General features: G+C 72.3%; 14 protein-coding genes. 9 read left to right on the plus strand and 5 right to left on the minus strand.

Annotated features, from left to right (window positions below; all coding sequences use genetic code 11):
* Positions 1-22: 22 nt before the first annotated feature.
* The 3 genes from kce to K318_RS0105540 are packed head-to-tail and all read right to left on the minus strand — an operon-like array spanning position 23 to position 2,882.
* Positions 23-958: a 3,5-dioxohexanoate:acetyl-CoA acetone transferase gene (kce, locus tag K318_RS0105530; protein WP_029088745.1), complete on the minus strand. Its 936-nt coding sequence runs from the start codon at positions 956-958 to the stop codon at positions 23-25.
* A 32-nt stretch (positions 959-990) separates the two neighbouring features.
* Positions 991-1,764 carry an SDR family oxidoreductase gene (locus tag K318_RS0105535; RefSeq protein WP_029088746.1) on the minus strand — a complete coding sequence of 258 codons (774 nt, stop codon included), beginning with the start codon at positions 1,762-1,764 and terminating at the stop codon, positions 991-993.
* Positions 1,761-2,882 (minus strand): LacI family DNA-binding transcriptional regulator, encoded by a 1,122-nt coding sequence (locus K318_RS0105540; protein WP_084499749.1) that lies wholly within the window; start codon positions 2,880-2,882, stop codon positions 1,761-1,763. The genes K318_RS0105535 and K318_RS0105540 overlap by 4 nt, the downstream gene beginning before the upstream one ends.
* 155 nt (positions 2,883-3,037) lie before the next feature.
* Here K318_RS0105540 and K318_RS19685 point away from each other — a divergent pair, with 155 nt between their 5' ends.
* The 6 genes from K318_RS19685 (at position 3,038) to K318_RS0105570 (ending at position 8,574) form a co-directional block, all read left to right on the plus strand.
* Positions 3,038-4,033: a 3-hydroxyacyl-CoA dehydrogenase family protein gene (locus tag K318_RS19685; RefSeq protein ID WP_051297663.1), complete on the plus strand. Its 996-nt coding sequence runs from the start codon at positions 3,038-3,040 to the stop codon at positions 4,031-4,033.
* Positions 4,030-4,806 carry an SDR family NAD(P)-dependent oxidoreductase gene (locus K318_RS0105550; protein WP_029088748.1) on the plus strand — a complete coding sequence of 259 codons (777 nt, stop codon included), beginning with the start codon at positions 4,030-4,032 and terminating at the stop codon, positions 4,804-4,806. The genes K318_RS19685 and K318_RS0105550 overlap by 4 nt, the downstream gene beginning before the upstream one ends.
* A gap of 79 nt (positions 4,807-4,885) precedes the next feature.
* Positions 4,886-5,881, plus strand: coding sequence for an ABC transporter ATP-binding protein (locus K318_RS19690; RefSeq protein WP_051297595.1), 996 nt, complete (start codon positions 4,886-4,888; stop codon positions 5,879-5,881).
* Entirely contained in the window at positions 5,878-6,723 is an 846-nt protein-coding gene (locus K318_RS0105560) for an ABC transporter permease (protein ID WP_245579774.1), read from the plus strand. Before K318_RS19690 ends, K318_RS0105560 begins: the two co-directional genes overlap by 4 nt.
* 46 nt (positions 6,724-6,769) lie before the next feature.
* Positions 6,770-7,936 (plus strand): sensor histidine kinase, encoded by a 1,167-nt coding sequence (locus tag K318_RS0105565; RefSeq protein ID WP_029088750.1) that lies wholly within the window; start codon positions 6,770-6,772, stop codon positions 7,934-7,936.
* On the plus strand, positions 7,933-8,574 hold the full coding sequence (locus K318_RS0105570; protein WP_029088751.1) for a response regulator transcription factor: 642 nt from the start codon (positions 7,933-7,935) through the stop codon (positions 8,572-8,574). The genes K318_RS0105565 and K318_RS0105570 overlap by 4 nt, the downstream gene beginning before the upstream one ends.
* A gap of 57 nt (positions 8,575-8,631) precedes the next feature.
* Here the strand turns inward: K318_RS0105570 and K318_RS0105575 are convergent, their stop codons facing one another.
* Positions 8,632-9,675, minus strand: coding sequence for an NAD(P)-dependent alcohol dehydrogenase (locus tag K318_RS0105575; RefSeq protein WP_029088752.1), 1,044 nt, complete (start codon positions 9,673-9,675; stop codon positions 8,632-8,634).
* Positions 9,676-9,859: 184 nt separating this feature from the next.
* Positions 9,860-10,597, minus strand: coding sequence for an IclR family transcriptional regulator (locus K318_RS24595; protein ID WP_169721447.1), 738 nt, complete (start codon positions 10,595-10,597; stop codon positions 9,860-9,862).
* 202 nt (positions 10,598-10,799) lie between these two features.
* Between K318_RS24595 and K318_RS0105585 the strand changes: the two genes are divergently transcribed.
* The 3 genes from K318_RS0105585 to K318_RS0105595 all read left to right on the plus strand — a co-directional run bounded on the left by K318_RS0105585 (position 10,800) and on the right by K318_RS0105595 (position 13,919).
* Positions 10,800-11,972: an acyl-CoA dehydrogenase family protein gene (locus K318_RS0105585; RefSeq protein WP_051297596.1), complete on the plus strand. Its 1,173-nt coding sequence runs from the start codon at positions 10,800-10,802 to the stop codon at positions 11,970-11,972.
* Between the two features lie 310 nt (positions 11,973-12,282).
* Entirely contained in the window at positions 12,283-13,356 is a 1,074-nt protein-coding gene (locus tag K318_RS0105590; RefSeq protein ID WP_084499750.1) for a TRAP transporter substrate-binding protein, read from the plus strand.
* On the plus strand, positions 13,356-13,919 hold the full coding sequence (locus K318_RS0105595) for a TRAP transporter small permease (RefSeq protein WP_051297597.1): 564 nt from the start codon (positions 13,356-13,358) through the stop codon (positions 13,917-13,919). The genes K318_RS0105590 and K318_RS0105595 overlap by 1 nt, the downstream gene beginning before the upstream one ends.
* The last annotated feature ends 1 nt before the right edge of the window (position 13,920 follow it).

Below are 13,920 nucleotides of genomic sequence, written 5' to 3' on the forward strand. Positions count from 1 at the left end.
CGGGCGGGCCGTGTGTGCTCGTTCAGAGCGTGATCCTGTCCCGGCCCTTGAGGCCCAGCATCTCCCGGGCCTCATCGGGTGTGGCGACCTCCATGCCGAGTGCCTCGACGAGCTGGACGGCGCGGGCGACCTGCGCGGCATTGGACTTCGCGAGCTGCCCCGGTCCGTCCCACAGGGAATCCTCGAGACCCACTCGGATGTGCCCGCCCGAGGCCAGGGAGACTGCGCCCAGGGGCATCTGGTGGCGGCCGGCGCCCAGCACGGACCACTCGTAGTCGGTGCCGAAGAGCTCGTTCGCGATGCGCCGCATGTGCATGAGGTTCTCCGTGCTCGCACCCGTCCCGCCCATGAGGCCGAGCACTGTCTGCACGAACAGCGGGCCGGCGGCCAGGCCCTCGTCGACGAAGTGCTTGAGGTTGTACAGGTGCGAGGTGTCGTAGCACTCGAACTCGAACCGCGTGCCGTTCGCGCTGCCCCGGGTGAGGATCTCCTCGATGTCCGAGTACGTGTTCTTGAAGATGAGGTCGCGGCTGTTCTCGAGGTGCTCGCGCTCCCAGGCGTGCTCGAACTCGGTGAACCGCTTGAGCATGGGGAAGAGTCCGAAGTTCATCGACCCCATGTTCAGCGAGGCGAGCTCCGGGGAGAACGTCATCGCCGGCTGCATCCGCTCCTCGACGCTCATGTGCGGCGAGCCGCCGCTCGTGAGGTTGAGGACGGCCTCGGTCGAGGCGTTGACCTTCTCCAGGATCGGCGCGAAGTGCGCGGGATCCTGGGAGGGCCGCCCGTCCTCGGGGTGCCGGGCGTGGAGGTGGATGATGGAGGCCCCCGCGGCGGCCGCCGCGAGCGAGGCGTCCGCGATCTCCTCGGCGGTCCGCGGGAGGTGGGGGGACATGCTCGGGGTGTGGATCGCGCCCGTCACCGCGCACGTGATGATGATCCTGCGCTTCTTCGCCGCCATGTGTGCGGCTCCTTTCCGTTCGGGTATGGGTCTCAGTAGAGCTTCTGCGTGTAGCCGTCGACGCTGATGACCTGGCCGTTCATCTGGCGTCCGCCGGGTCCGCCGAGGAATTCGACGACCGCGGCGACGGATTCGGGCTCGATGAACTGCGCGAGCGCGCTCTGCCCGCGGTAGTCGGCCTCGACGTCGGCCACGGGACGGCCCAGGACCGCCGCCTTGTCCGCGATGACCCGCTCGATCCGCTCCCCGCCCACGGCGCCCGGGCAGATCGCGTTCGCGGTGATGCCCTCCGGCCCCAGCTCGATGGCGAGCGTCTTCGTGAACCCGATGACGCCGGCCTTCGAGGCGGTGTAGACGCTGCGGCCGAACATCCCCAGGCGGCCGGCGGCCGAGGAGAGGTTCACGATGGCCGCGCCCTGCGCCCGGCGCAGCAGCGGCAGCAGGGCGCGGACGTGGAAGAACTGCGAGGAGAGATTGGTCCGGGTCACGGCCTCCCACTCCTCGGGGTCGATGTCCTCGACGCGGGCCGTCGGTCCGGCCACACCCGCGTTGTTCACGAGCAGGTCCACGGCCTCGTGGGAGGCCGCGAGCTCCTCGGCGAATGCCGCGACGCTCGCATGGTCGCCGGCATCGACCCGGTGCGCGGCGAAGCCGGCCGCACGGGCCCCGGCGAGTGCCGCCTCGGACACATCCGTGACGATGACGGTGTATCCGGCCGCCTGCAGGCGGTCCGCGATCGCGCGGCCGATCCCGGCCGCGCCCGCCGTCACCACTGCGGTCCTGCCGGCTGCGTGCTCTTCGGTCATGTCTGCCTCTCTCTGGAATCCTCCGGCACGGGCCCGGAGACGTCGGTGGGTGCGGGCGGGCACCCGCAGGTGCGGCCCAGGTGCAGTCTGTGCGGGAGCACGAGGGCGCGCGGCTCGCGCCGGGAGCGGTTCTCGACGCGGTCGATCAGCTGGGCCGCGGCGCGCTCGGCCATGTCCGCCTGCGGCTGGACGACGCAGGTCATCCCCACCAGACGGGAGGTCGACTGCTCGAGGCCGTCGAAGCCCGTGACCGCGATGTCCGCACCCGCTCGCAGTCCGGCCTCGTCGAGCACCTCCATGACGCCGGCGGCGAGCTCGTCGCTGCCGCACAGCACCGCGTCCGGGACGGTCCCGGAGGCCAGCAGGTGCCGGCCGGCGCGGCGTCCGCCGGCGCGCGAGAGCTCGGTGCTCACCTTCCAGCGGCCGGGCACGGCGAGCCCGTGGGCGGCGAGCGCCTCGGCGAAGCCCCGCTCGCGCAGGTGCGAGGACGAGGAGAAGCGCGGACCGACGACGGTCGCCACCCGCTCGGGCCGGTGGGAGAGCACGTGACGGGTGAGCTCCTGCGCCGCGGCGAAGTCGTCGATGCCCACGAAGTCCGCGGTGACGAACTGGGAGGTGCGTGAGAGGAACGTGAACGGGATGCGCCCCTCGCGCAGGATGCCCAGCGAGCGCGAGTCCTCCCGGTGGACGGCGGCGGTGATGACGCCGTCGATGCCGCGGTTGACGAGCATGCGCGCGACGGAGCGCATCTTCTCCGGATCGTCGTCGGTGGTGGCGAGCAGCACCTCGTACCCGGCCTGGGCGGCGTGGGTCATGATCCCCTCCGCCCAGGAGGTGAACATGGGGTTCGCGACGGTGGGGACGGTGAGCGCGATGACGCGGCTGAGGCCGGTGGGCCGCTCCGCACGCGGACGGACCCCGGCCTCGTTCGCGAGTTCGAGCACCTTCCGGCGGGTGGTGTCCGAGACCCCGGGGCGGCCGTTGAGCACGTAGGAGACGGCTGCCTGGGAGATGCCCAGCCTCCGCGCGATCGCGGCGGCCGCGCCCCGTCCGCCCGGTTTCGGCGTCGCCTCGCCGCCCTCCCGCGGACGCTCGGCGCCGCTGTCCTGTTCCCGCATCAGCACTCACCCCCTCACGAACTCCGCTGTCCGCACAGAACACGGAGAAGAGTACGAACGGAGCCCATCGTTAAGCGATGTTAAGTGAAAAGCTCGGCTTCGCCGCCGCGCCTGTGGTGGGATGAGCGCGAGAGACCGACAGGGAGCGGATGACGATGACGTATTCGATCAGGAGTGCCGCCGTGGTGGGCGGCGGATACATGGGCGGCGGGATCGCCGCGACGATCGCGGGGGCGGGCATCCCGTGCGCGCTCGCGGACGTCGATGCCAGGACCGCGCAGCGGCGTGTGACGGAGCTCCAGGACGAGACCGAGGCGATGGGGCTCGACGAGGAGACGGTCGCCGCGGTGCGGGCGAACCTCACCGCGGCCGCGGACGTGCAGGCTGCCGTCGCCGACCGCGATCTCGTCATCGAGGCGGTGCCCGAGGTGCTCGAGCTCAAGGCCCGCACGCTCGGGGCGATCTCCGCGGCGGCGGGCCCGGAGGCGATCGTCGCCTCGAACACCTCGACGCTGCCCATCGCCGAGCTCAGCGCGTACGTGTCCGCCCCCGAGCGGTTCCTCGGCTGCCACTGGATGAACCCCTCCCGGATCGTCCCCGGCGTCGAGATCATCCCCGCCGCGGCGACCGCGGAAGCCGTCGTCGCGGCCGCGACCGCGTTCCACACGGCGATCGGCAAGCGCCCCACCCGGGTGGGCGACGTCCCCGGCTTCGTCGCGAACCGGCTGCAGCACGCGCTGTTCGCCGAGGCGCTCCGGCTCGTGGAGGAGGGCGTCGCCTCCCCCGAGGTCGTCGACGAGGTCACCCGCACCTCCTTCGGGTACCGGCTCGCCGCCTTCGGCCCCTTCGAGGTCGCGGACATGGCGGGGCTCGACGTCTACCGCGCCTGCCTCACGACGGAGCAGGAGGCCTACGGCGAGCGCTTCGCCTCGTCGCCGCTGCTGGACGAGGCTGCCACCGCAGGCCGTCTCGGGCTCAAGAGCGGGGCCGGCCTCACCCCGCTCGCCGAGCACGATCCGGCCGAGGTCGCGCGGATCAGGAACGCATACTTCCACGGCCTCACCGAGCTCCTGCGCTCCCTCGACGGACTCGAGGGTCTCCGCCGCAGGCCGGCGGAGGAGGCACCCGCGGCGGGAGGGGACGAGCGATGACCGCGCACTTCACGCCCGCGGGCTTCCGCCTCGACGGGAAGCACGTCCTCGTGACGGGGGCCGGTCGCGGGCTGGGCCGGGCGATCGCGCTCTCGGCCGCCGCCTTCGGGGCCAGCGTCACCGCCGTGGCCCGCACCGCAGGCCAGCTCGAGGAGACCGCCCGCGCGGCCGCGGCGCTCGACGGCGAGTGCGTGCCGCTCGCCTGGGACCTCACCGGTGCCGAGGCCGTCCCCGGGCTCCTCGAGGCCGTGGCCGCCCAGGGACCCGTCGACGGGGTGGTGCACGCCGCGGGCGTCCAGCACCGCGTCGACGCCGTCGACGTGGAGCCTGCGGACTTCCGCCGGGTCATGACGCTCAACCTCGAGGTGCCGTACTTCCTCTCGGCGGCGATCGCCCGCGAGCAGATGGCGCGCGGGGCGGCGGGCTCGCACGTCTTCATCGCCTCCCTCAACTCGACCATCGGCCGCCCCACGTGCTCGCCCTATGTCGCCTCGAAGACCGGGATCCTCGGCGTGACGCGGGCATTCTCCACTGAGTGGTCGCCGCACGGCATCCGCGCCAACGCGATCGGTCCCGGCTTCTACCGCACCGCGCTCACGGAGGACCTGCTCACGACCGAGGCCGGCATGAGCGCCGTCATGGGCAGGATCCCCATGAACCGGCTGGGGCAGCCGTCCGAACTGGGCGGTGCGGCCGTCTACCTCCTCTCCGCGGCCTCGGCCTACGTCTCGGGCCAGGTGCTCAACGTGGACGGCGGGTGGCTGGCCGCCTGAGGCGAGCGTGACATCCGTCATGGCCCGGGCGTGACGAACGGCAGTTCCGCTTCCGCTCCCGGCCGAGCAGGCTGGACGCATGGGCACAGCACGCACGACCGCACACGACCACGGGCCGGGCCCCGCGCTCGAGGCTCGGGACCTGCACCGGCGCTTCAGCGCCGTCCGCGCCGTCGACGGCGTGGACCTGCGCATCGACCGCGGTGAGGTCGTCGCGGTCCTCGGCCCCAACGGAGCGGGCAAGACGACCCTGCTGGACATGGCGCTCGGCTTCTCCGTGCCCACGGGCGGCACCGTCCGCACGCTCGGAGAGGACCCCGCCCGCGCCGTGCGCTCCGGCCGCGCCTCCGCGGTCCTGCAGACCGGCGGTCTGCTCGACGACCTCACGGTCTCCGAGACGGTCCGCATGGTCGCCGCCTGCCACCTCGCGCACATTCCGCCCGCCGAGGCGCTCGAGCGGGCGGGGCTGTCCGGGCTCGCCCCGCGCCGGGTGGGCAAGTGCTCGGGCGGCGAGCGCCAGCGCCTTCGCTTCGCCCTCGCCCTGCTCACCTCGCCGGAGCTCATCGTCCTCGACGAGCCGACGACCGGGATGGACGTCCGGGCCCGCACCGAGTTCTGGGAGACGATGCACGCCGAGGCCGCCCGCGGCCGCACCGTCGTCTTCGCCACGCACTACCTCGCGGAGGCCGCGGACTTCGCCGAGCGGATCGTGCTCATGCGCAGCGGGCGCATCCACGCCGACGGCACGGTCGCCGAGCTCACCGCCGCACGCACGCGCACGCTCACGTGCGCCTGGACCGGCCCCCTCGGCGGCGAGCAGGGACCGGCGGCCTTCGCGGAGAGGCACGGGGCGGTGCTGGCCGGCAGCCGGGACGGCATCCGCGTGCGGTTCAGCGCCCATGACACCGATGCGCTCGCCCTCGCCCTCCTGGCCGAGGGCCTCGGCGGCGATCTGCAGATCACGCAGGCGAGCCTCGACGACGTCTTCCTCGACCTCACCGGCCCGGAGGCGGACTCCATCCCGGAGACGGACCGGCCGACGGAACCCGCCACCGCGAACGGAGGTCCGGCATGAACCCGACAGCACGGACGGGGGCTCCCACGGCCGCTGAGCCGATGTCCAGCGCGACTCCTCCGCGGCGGCGCGCCCGCATCCTCCTCGGCTACGCCGGCTGGGACCTGCTGCGCACCGTCCGCATGTTCTCCGCGACCTTCTTCATCGTCGTGCTGCCGATGGCGATGTTCCTCATCTTCGGCGGCATCGCGGACTACGGGGACCAGGCCCTCGGCCGCGGCAACGGCAGCGCCTACGTCATGACCTCGATGGCCGTCTACGGCGCCGTCACCGCGATGACCGCGACCGCCGGCTCCGCGGCCGTGGAGCGGCAGCAGGGCTGGGGTCGCCAGCTGGGGCTCACGGCGCTGAGCAACGGCATGTACGCGGCCGGCAAATGCCTCGTGGGACTGGCGATGGCCCTGCTGCCGGTCCTCGCTCTCTTCTTCCTCGCCACCGCGATGGGCGCGCGCTTCGACCACGCCTGGATGTGGCCGATCACGGGCCTCATCGTCCTGATCGGCTCGCTGCCGTTCGCCCTGTACGGGCTGGCCTCTGCCCTGCTGTTCCGCTCCGAGGCGGCGGTCTCGGTGGCGAGCGGGCTCCTCGTGCTGCTGGCGTTCTTCGGCAACCTGTTCATGCCGCTGTCGGGCGCCATGCTCGCGATCGCGAAGTTCACGCCCCTCTACGGGCTCGCGTCCGCGGCCCGCTGGCCGCAGCTCGAGGGACAGCTCCTGCAGATCGGCCCGGCGGCTCCCGAGGCAGGAGACTCCCTGCTGTTCAGTGTGCTAAACGTGGTGGTGTGGACCGCCGTCTTCGGCGCGATCTGCGGCCTCGCCGGGCGCCGGCGCACGGCACGCTGAGGACGGCCGAGGCCGTGCGGAGGGGCACAGGAGCGAGGGAGGGGCCATGTCATCACAGGCGCACGACTATGCGCTCCCCGACCGGGTGCCCCGCGAGGACCTGCTCACCACGCTCCTCATGGCCGGGGTGTGGCTGGGCTTCCTCGCCTTCCCCTTCGCTCAGATCGTGACGAGCGGTGCCGGGCCGTGGCGCATCGGCCTCGGCGTCGCGGGCATCCTCGGGTTCTGCGGGGTGTACCTGCGGGCCTATGCCCGTCCCCGCCCGCTGGCCGCACTCCCCCGCTGGGCGAACACCCTCGCGTACACCGCGGTCCTGGTGCTGTGCGCTGCGGCCGCGGTGCCCACCGCCGGCGCGGGGGCCCTCGTCGCCGCGACGTTCGTCTGCGCGCTGTGGCTGTTCTGCCATCCCTGGCGCATCGCGCTGCCCGCGGTGGGGATCACGCTCCTCGTCACGGCGGCACTCACGCTCGTGCTGGCGCGGGTGCCCGAGGACACCTTCTGGGTGTTCGTGCCCGTCTCCTTCGCGGTGCTCTGCATCGGGCTCGTGCGCTTCGCGGTGGGCCGGGAGGAGCACACGCGCGCCCTGCGGGAGGAGCTCGCCCTCACCCGTCAGCAGGAGTCCCTGGGACGCGAGGTCCACGACCTCCTCGGCCACTCCCTCACCGTCATCAGCGTGAAGGCCCAGCTCGCCCGCCGCCTCGTGCACCAGGATCCCACCCGCGCCGAGGCCGAGCTCATCGCCCTCCTCGCGCTCACCCGGGAGTCCATCGAGCAGACCCGCGCCGTCGTCGCCCGGACCGCTCCCCTCACGCTCGCCGACCAGATCGAGGCCGTCGCGGCCGCGCTCACCGCCGCCGGCGTATCGGTCTCCCTGCCGCCGCCGGAGACCCTCGCCGAACGGGGCGGCGCCCCGGGCCGGGCCGCGACTGCGGACGAGGCCGAGGATGCGCTCTTCGCCGCGTGCCTGCGCGAGGCGGTCACGAACATCCTCCGCCATGCAGAGGCCGAGGCCGTCACGGTGACGCTGGGCCCGGGCCTGCTGCGGGTCGTCGACGACGGAGTGGGCGGCGCGGCCGAGCCCTCCTCCCACGGCCGGGGGCTGGGGCTGGCGGGGATGCGCGCGCGGGCCGAGGCGGCCTCGGCGACGCTCACCGTCGCCGACGACCGGCCGGGGCATCCGCGGCCGGGCACCCGGGTGGAGGTGCGGCGATGAGCGCGGAAGGAGCACCCATCCGCGTGCTGCTCGCTGATGACCAGGCCCTCATCCGCGGCGGACTCGCCGCCCTGCTCGGCCTCGAACCGGACATCGAGGTCGTGTGCCAGCTCGATTCGGGGGCCTGCGTCGTGGAGGCCGTGGCAGCGCACCGGATCGATGTCGCGGTCCTCGACATCGAGATGCCGGAGATCGACGGGATCGCGGCCGCCGCAGCGCTCCGGGACGCGGCGCAGGGGGCGGGCGAGGGCTCCGGCTGTGCCGTGCTCATCGTCACGACCTTCGGCCGGCCCGGCTATCTCCGGCGCGCGGCAGAGGCGGGCGCACGGGGCTTCGTCGTCAAGGACACGCCCGCCGAGGAGCTCGCCCAGGCCGTCCGCGATGTGCACGCCGGTCGGCAGGCCTTCGATCCGCGCCTGCTCGCGGAATCGCTCACGACCGGCCGCAATCCGCTCACGGTCCGCGAGCAGGAGGTCCTGCGGGAGGCGCTGGCCGGTGCGACCGTCCGGCAGATCGCCCGCGCCCTCGGGCTCTCACCGGGCACGGTGCGCAACCATCTGTCCGCGGCGATCGGCAAGGCGCATGCGAGCACCCGCGCCGAGGCCGCCGCAGTCGCGCGCGACCGCGGCTGGCTGTGAGCGCGGCTGGCTGTGAGCGCGGCCTGAGCTCGGCTGTGCTCGGCGCGGATGCCCTCCTCAGCCGTGCGGGACGACGACGGCGCGGGCGCTGAGCTCGCCGGCCTCGAGGCGGCGATAGGCCTCGGGCGCCTCATCGAGGGTGAAGGTCTCGACATCGGGCACGATCTGACCGGCCCTGTACATCGCGGCGACCTCGTGGAGGTCGGCGATCGAGCCCCAGTACGTGCTCATGAGCGCCGATTCGTAGGCCGCGGTGTAGAAGTTCCACTCCACTGTGCCGCCGGCGATGCCCACGATCACCACGGTGCCGCCGATCCCGGCGACGGACCTGGCGAGCTCCACGGTGGGGGCCGCGCCCACGAAGTCGAACACCGCGTCGACGCCGTGTCCGCCCGTGAGCTCGCGGATGCGCTCGGCCTGTCCTTCACCGCCGGGGACCGTGACGGCGCCGCGCGCCTCCGCCTGCTCCATCGCCTCGGGCTTGAGGTCGGTCGCGATGATCGCGGCACCCGTCAGGGCGGTGAGGATCTGCACCGCGATCTGCCCGAGACCGCCCAGACCGATCACGAGCGCAGTCTTCCCGCCGCCGGACAGCGAGGACTCCGCGAGCCGGACCGCGTGGTAGGGGGTGAGCGCGGCGTCGGCGAGCGGGGCGGCAGCGACGGGATCGGCCTCGCCGAGCGGCACGAGGTTGCGGGCGGGCACGCACACGTACTCGGCCATGCCCCCGTCGCGGCCGAGGCCGATCGCGAGCGCCGGATTCGTCGCGGCGTTCTCGCAGTAGTTCTCCCGGCCCTGCACGCACTGGCGGCAGCGCCCGCAGCCGGTGGGCCCGTAGACGAGGTGCGCCGAGCCCGGCTCCACCCCGGTGACTCCCGGGCCCAGCTCCTCGACCCAGCCCGCGGTCTCGTGGCCGAGCACGAACGAGGGCTGGATGTTGCCGGGGTGCTCCGCCGTGAACTCGCGGTAGACGGAGACATCGGAATGACAGGCGCCGGCGCCGGCGACCCGGAGGAGCACCTCGCCGGCTGCGGGGACCGGTCTCTCGACCTCCTTCAGCACCGGGAACTGCTGGAACTGCTCGAACACGACTGCGCGCATGGCATCCTCCTCTGACTCGCGGAACGCGATCGGTCCGGCCGGTCCGGGCCCGGAGCGCGTCCCGCATGCACAGACGCTAATGCCCGCGGGTGAACGGCGGCGGTGAATCCCGCGATGGGCGATGCTCGGGGTCACTGTGCGGACGGCGCAGGGCGGCCGGGCGGACGTCAGCGCGGCTGTGACGTCAGCGCAGGCGCTCAGCCAGGCGGGCACGGGCCTCGAGCAGCATGCGGCCGATCTCCTCCGCCCCCACCTCAGCCAGGCGGGCGACGGGCAGGGAGACGGACATCGCCCCGTGCAGCTCCCCCGAGGCGCCGAGGACCGGCACCCCCACACCCGCGACCTGATCACGCCATTCGCCCTCGTTGACGGAATAGCCGTGCGCCCGTGCAGCGGTGACGAAGGCATCGACCCGCTCGCGGTCGAAGCCCGGTGCGGCGGACTCCTCCGCCAGGATCGCCTCTGCCTCAGAGGGGTCCAGCGCCGCCAGCAGGGCACGGCCGGAAGAGCTCGAGTGGAAGGGGATGCGCGTGCCCAACGGCAGATAGGTGCGGATGGCACCCACACCATCGGCACGGGCGACGACGATCTGCTCGCCCCCGTCGCGGACCATGAGGTGGACGGTCTCGCCGATCCGGTCCCGCACGCGCCCCATCTCCTCCCCCGCCATGCCGGCGAGCTCTCCCGCGGGGGCCGCGCGCATGCCGGTGAGGAGTGCGCGGTTCGTCAGCGACCATTCCGCGTGCCGGTCCTCCCCCAGCCGCGCCCAGCCGGCCTCGGACAGCGTGTGCAGGCAGCGCAGCACCGTCGTCTTGGGCAGGTCCGCGGCACGGGCGATCTCGGACAGGCCCGCCGGCTGCACCGTCGCCAGCACCTCCAGCACCGCGAGCACGTTGAGCGCGCTCTGGATCGGCTTGCTCACGGGGTCCCCTCTCTTCTCGCGTCCCGCTTCCGCGCGTTCGACCCGCCTGCGCGGGCGGGCGTCTCCGCATGCGGGCAGGCTGACGCACATCACGCCGCACACGGGTACCCTATCCGTGGAATGGACCACTGGTCCACACAGCGGACCGAACCGGATGCGGGGCCCTCGCTCCCGCAGAGCAGCGAAGAAGGAGAGGCAGCTCATGACCACTGCAGCCGAGATCAGCCACGAGACCGAGACGCGCAGGGACCTCCGCGGCCTCGTCGACCGCATCTGCCAGGACTTCCCCGACAGCTACTGGCAGGCCGTCGACCGCGAGAACCGCTACCCCGAGGAGTTCGTCGCAGCGCTCACGGAGACCGGCTGCCTCGGCGCGCTCATCCCGGAGGAGTACGGCGGCCTCGGCCTCGGCCTCGGCGACGGCTCGGTCATCCTCGAGCAGATCAACGCCAACGGCGGCAACTCGGGAGCCGTGCACGCGCAGCTCTACACCATGAACGCGGTGCTCCACCACGGCAGCGAGGAGCAGAAGCGGAAGTACCTGCCGGGCATCGCCTCCGGCGAGCTGCGGCTGCAGGCCTTCGGCGTGACCGAACCGGGCGCGGGCACCGACACCACGAGCCTCACGACGACCGCGGTGCGCGACGGCGACGACTACGTGGTCAACGGCCAGAAGGTCTTCATCTCCCGCGCACAGCAGTCCGACCTCATGATCCTCCTGGCGCGGACCACACCGCTGGACCAGGTGGAGAAGAAGTCGCAGGGGCTCTCCCTCTTCCTCGTGGACATCCGCGAGCTGCCCGGGCTCACCATCCGCCCCATCGAGACGATGATCAACCACTCGACGAACGAGCTGTTCTTCGACGACATGCGCATCCCCGCCTCCTCCCTCATCGGCGAGGAGGGCAAGGGCTTCAAGTACGTGCTCACGGGCATGAACGCCGAGCGCATCCTCATCGCCAGCGAGTGCATCGGCGACGGCCGCTGGTTCATCGAGCGCGCCGTGGGGTACTCGAAGGAGCGCGTGGTCTTCAACCGGCCCATCGGCTCCAACCAGGGCGTGCAGTTCCCCATCGCTCGCGCCCACGTCCAGCTCGAGGCCGCCGATCTCATGCGCTGGAAGGCCTGCGACCTCTTCGACGCCGGGCTGCCGTGCGGAGCCGAGGCGAACATGGCGAAGATGCTCGCCTCCGAGGCCTCCTTCCAGGCCGGCGACACCGCACTGCAGACGCACGGCGGATTCGGCATGGCCACGGAGTACGACATCGAGCGCAAGTACCGGGAGACGCGGCTCTACCAGATCGCGCCGATCTCCACGAACCTCATCCTCTCCTATGTGGGCCAGCACGTCCTGGGCATGCCCCGCTCGTTCTGAGCGCCCCCACTCCCCGCCCACTTCCCCCAGGTGAGCACTTCCTGTCGGATCTCACGTCAGGATCCGACAGGAAGTGCTCACCCGGCGCGGAGGCAGGAGGCGGGAGGCGGGAGGCGGGAGGCGTCTCAGATTCGCGCGCTCAGCTCACCCTGTGCCGAACGGGTGTGGCAGACTTCCGCGGGGCGTCCCCTCCCACAGGGGAGGACGCCCCGCGGTCGCACCACCCCGCGACCATCCACCGCCCCGCTCCCGCGATCCGGAGTCCGCAGGCTCGAAGACGAACAGCCCTCCGACCACCGAGAAGCACACCATGCACCGTCAGCCCCCTTCCGGGCCTCCCGCCGCCCCCGGGCGCACGCACCTCAGCCGGCGAGGCCTCCTCGGCCTGGCCGCCGCCGTCCCCCTGCTCGCCGCCGGCTGCGCGCCCGGCGCCTCCGAGCGGGGCCTGCGCCCCGACGGGGCGCTCCGCGTCTCCAGCTACATCACTCCCGCCTACGACGACCTGTATCCCGGGCTGCTCGCCTTCAACGACGTCCTCGACGAGCGCCTCGGCTCCGGCGTCGTGGACTTCTTCGACTCCGGCGCCCTGCTCAACGCCGAGCAGCTGGTCCCGGGAATGCTCCGCGGCGTCACGGACGTGGGCATCCAGACCTCCAGCTACGTCTCCACGAGCTTCCCCATCCTGGGGGCGGCGGAGCTGCCCTTCGTCAACGACGGCTTCGAGCAGCTGCGTCGGGCGCTCGCTCCGGAATCGCCGCTGGAGCATCTCATCAACGAACGGCTGCGGCCGCAGGGCATCATGAACCTGGGGGCGATGCCGTGCACCCTCCAGTGGCTGTTCACGGTGGACCGGCCGGTGGAGAAGCCGGAGGACCTGCGCGGCATGCGCATCCGCACCGCCGGCCACGTCGAGGGGCAGACGATCAAGGCGCTGGGCGGCGCACCGGTGTCCATGTCCTCCGGCGAGCTGTACGAGGCGCTCGAGCGCGGGACCATCGACGGCATGGTCTCCTATCTGGGCACCGTCGTCTCGCGCGGGCTCGAGGACGTCCTCGGCTATGGCATGCAGGCGCACTTCGGCGGCTACAGCGTGGACGCCTATGCGAACACCCGCTGGTACGACGACACCGCACCGGAGGTGCAGGAGGCCCTGCACGCGGCCGGCCGGGTCTACGCAGAGGCGGGCACCGAGAAGCAGCTCGAGGTCTACGAGAGCCAGTACCTGCCCGGGATCGAGGACTCCCAGCTCGAGATCATCCGCTATGACGAGGCGCAGATCGACCGGTTCCGTGACGCCACCGCCTCCGTCGTGGACTGGTGGAGATCCACCGTCGGCGACGACGAGCTCGCCGACCGCGCCCTCACCTATGTGAAGGAGGCATGATGGCCGCCGCACCCGCCCCTGCGCCGGGCTCCGCACCCGCCGCGCGCTGGTTCGCCGCGCTGTCCCGCCTCACCTCCGTGTGCCGCTGGGTCGCAGCAGTCGTGACCCTCGTCCTCATGCTCATCACGGGCTTCGACGTCATCATGCGCTACGCCCTGGCCCGGCCCCTGGAATGGTCCATCACCCTCTCGATGGTCGGTCTCATCGCCATCGTCATCCTCGCGGTCCCCGACCTCGAGGCCCGCGACGAGCACATCGGCATGGACCTCTTCTACCGGAACTTCTCGCCGCGGCGGAAGGCGCTCGCGGACTGGATCACCTTCGCAGCCACCTTCGGCTTCTGCCTCGTCGCGGGCATCGCCGCGGCGCGCACAACCCTCCACTTCGCTCAGGCGAACCTGCTCACAGCCGGCACCTTCAACATCCCGATCTGGGTGGGCTACGCCCTCGTCACCGTCGGGCTGCTGCTGACAGCGCTGACGACGCTCCTCCGCTTCGTGGTCCGCAGGTCGCAGAAGAACGAGACGCAGCAGGCCCCGACGCAGAAGACCAGGGAGGCCTGAG

This window comes from Brevibacterium album DSM 18261 (assembly GCF_000426445.1).
Taxonomy (GTDB): Bacteria; Actinomycetota; Actinomycetes; order Actinomycetales; family Brevibacteriaceae; genus Brevibacterium; species Brevibacterium album.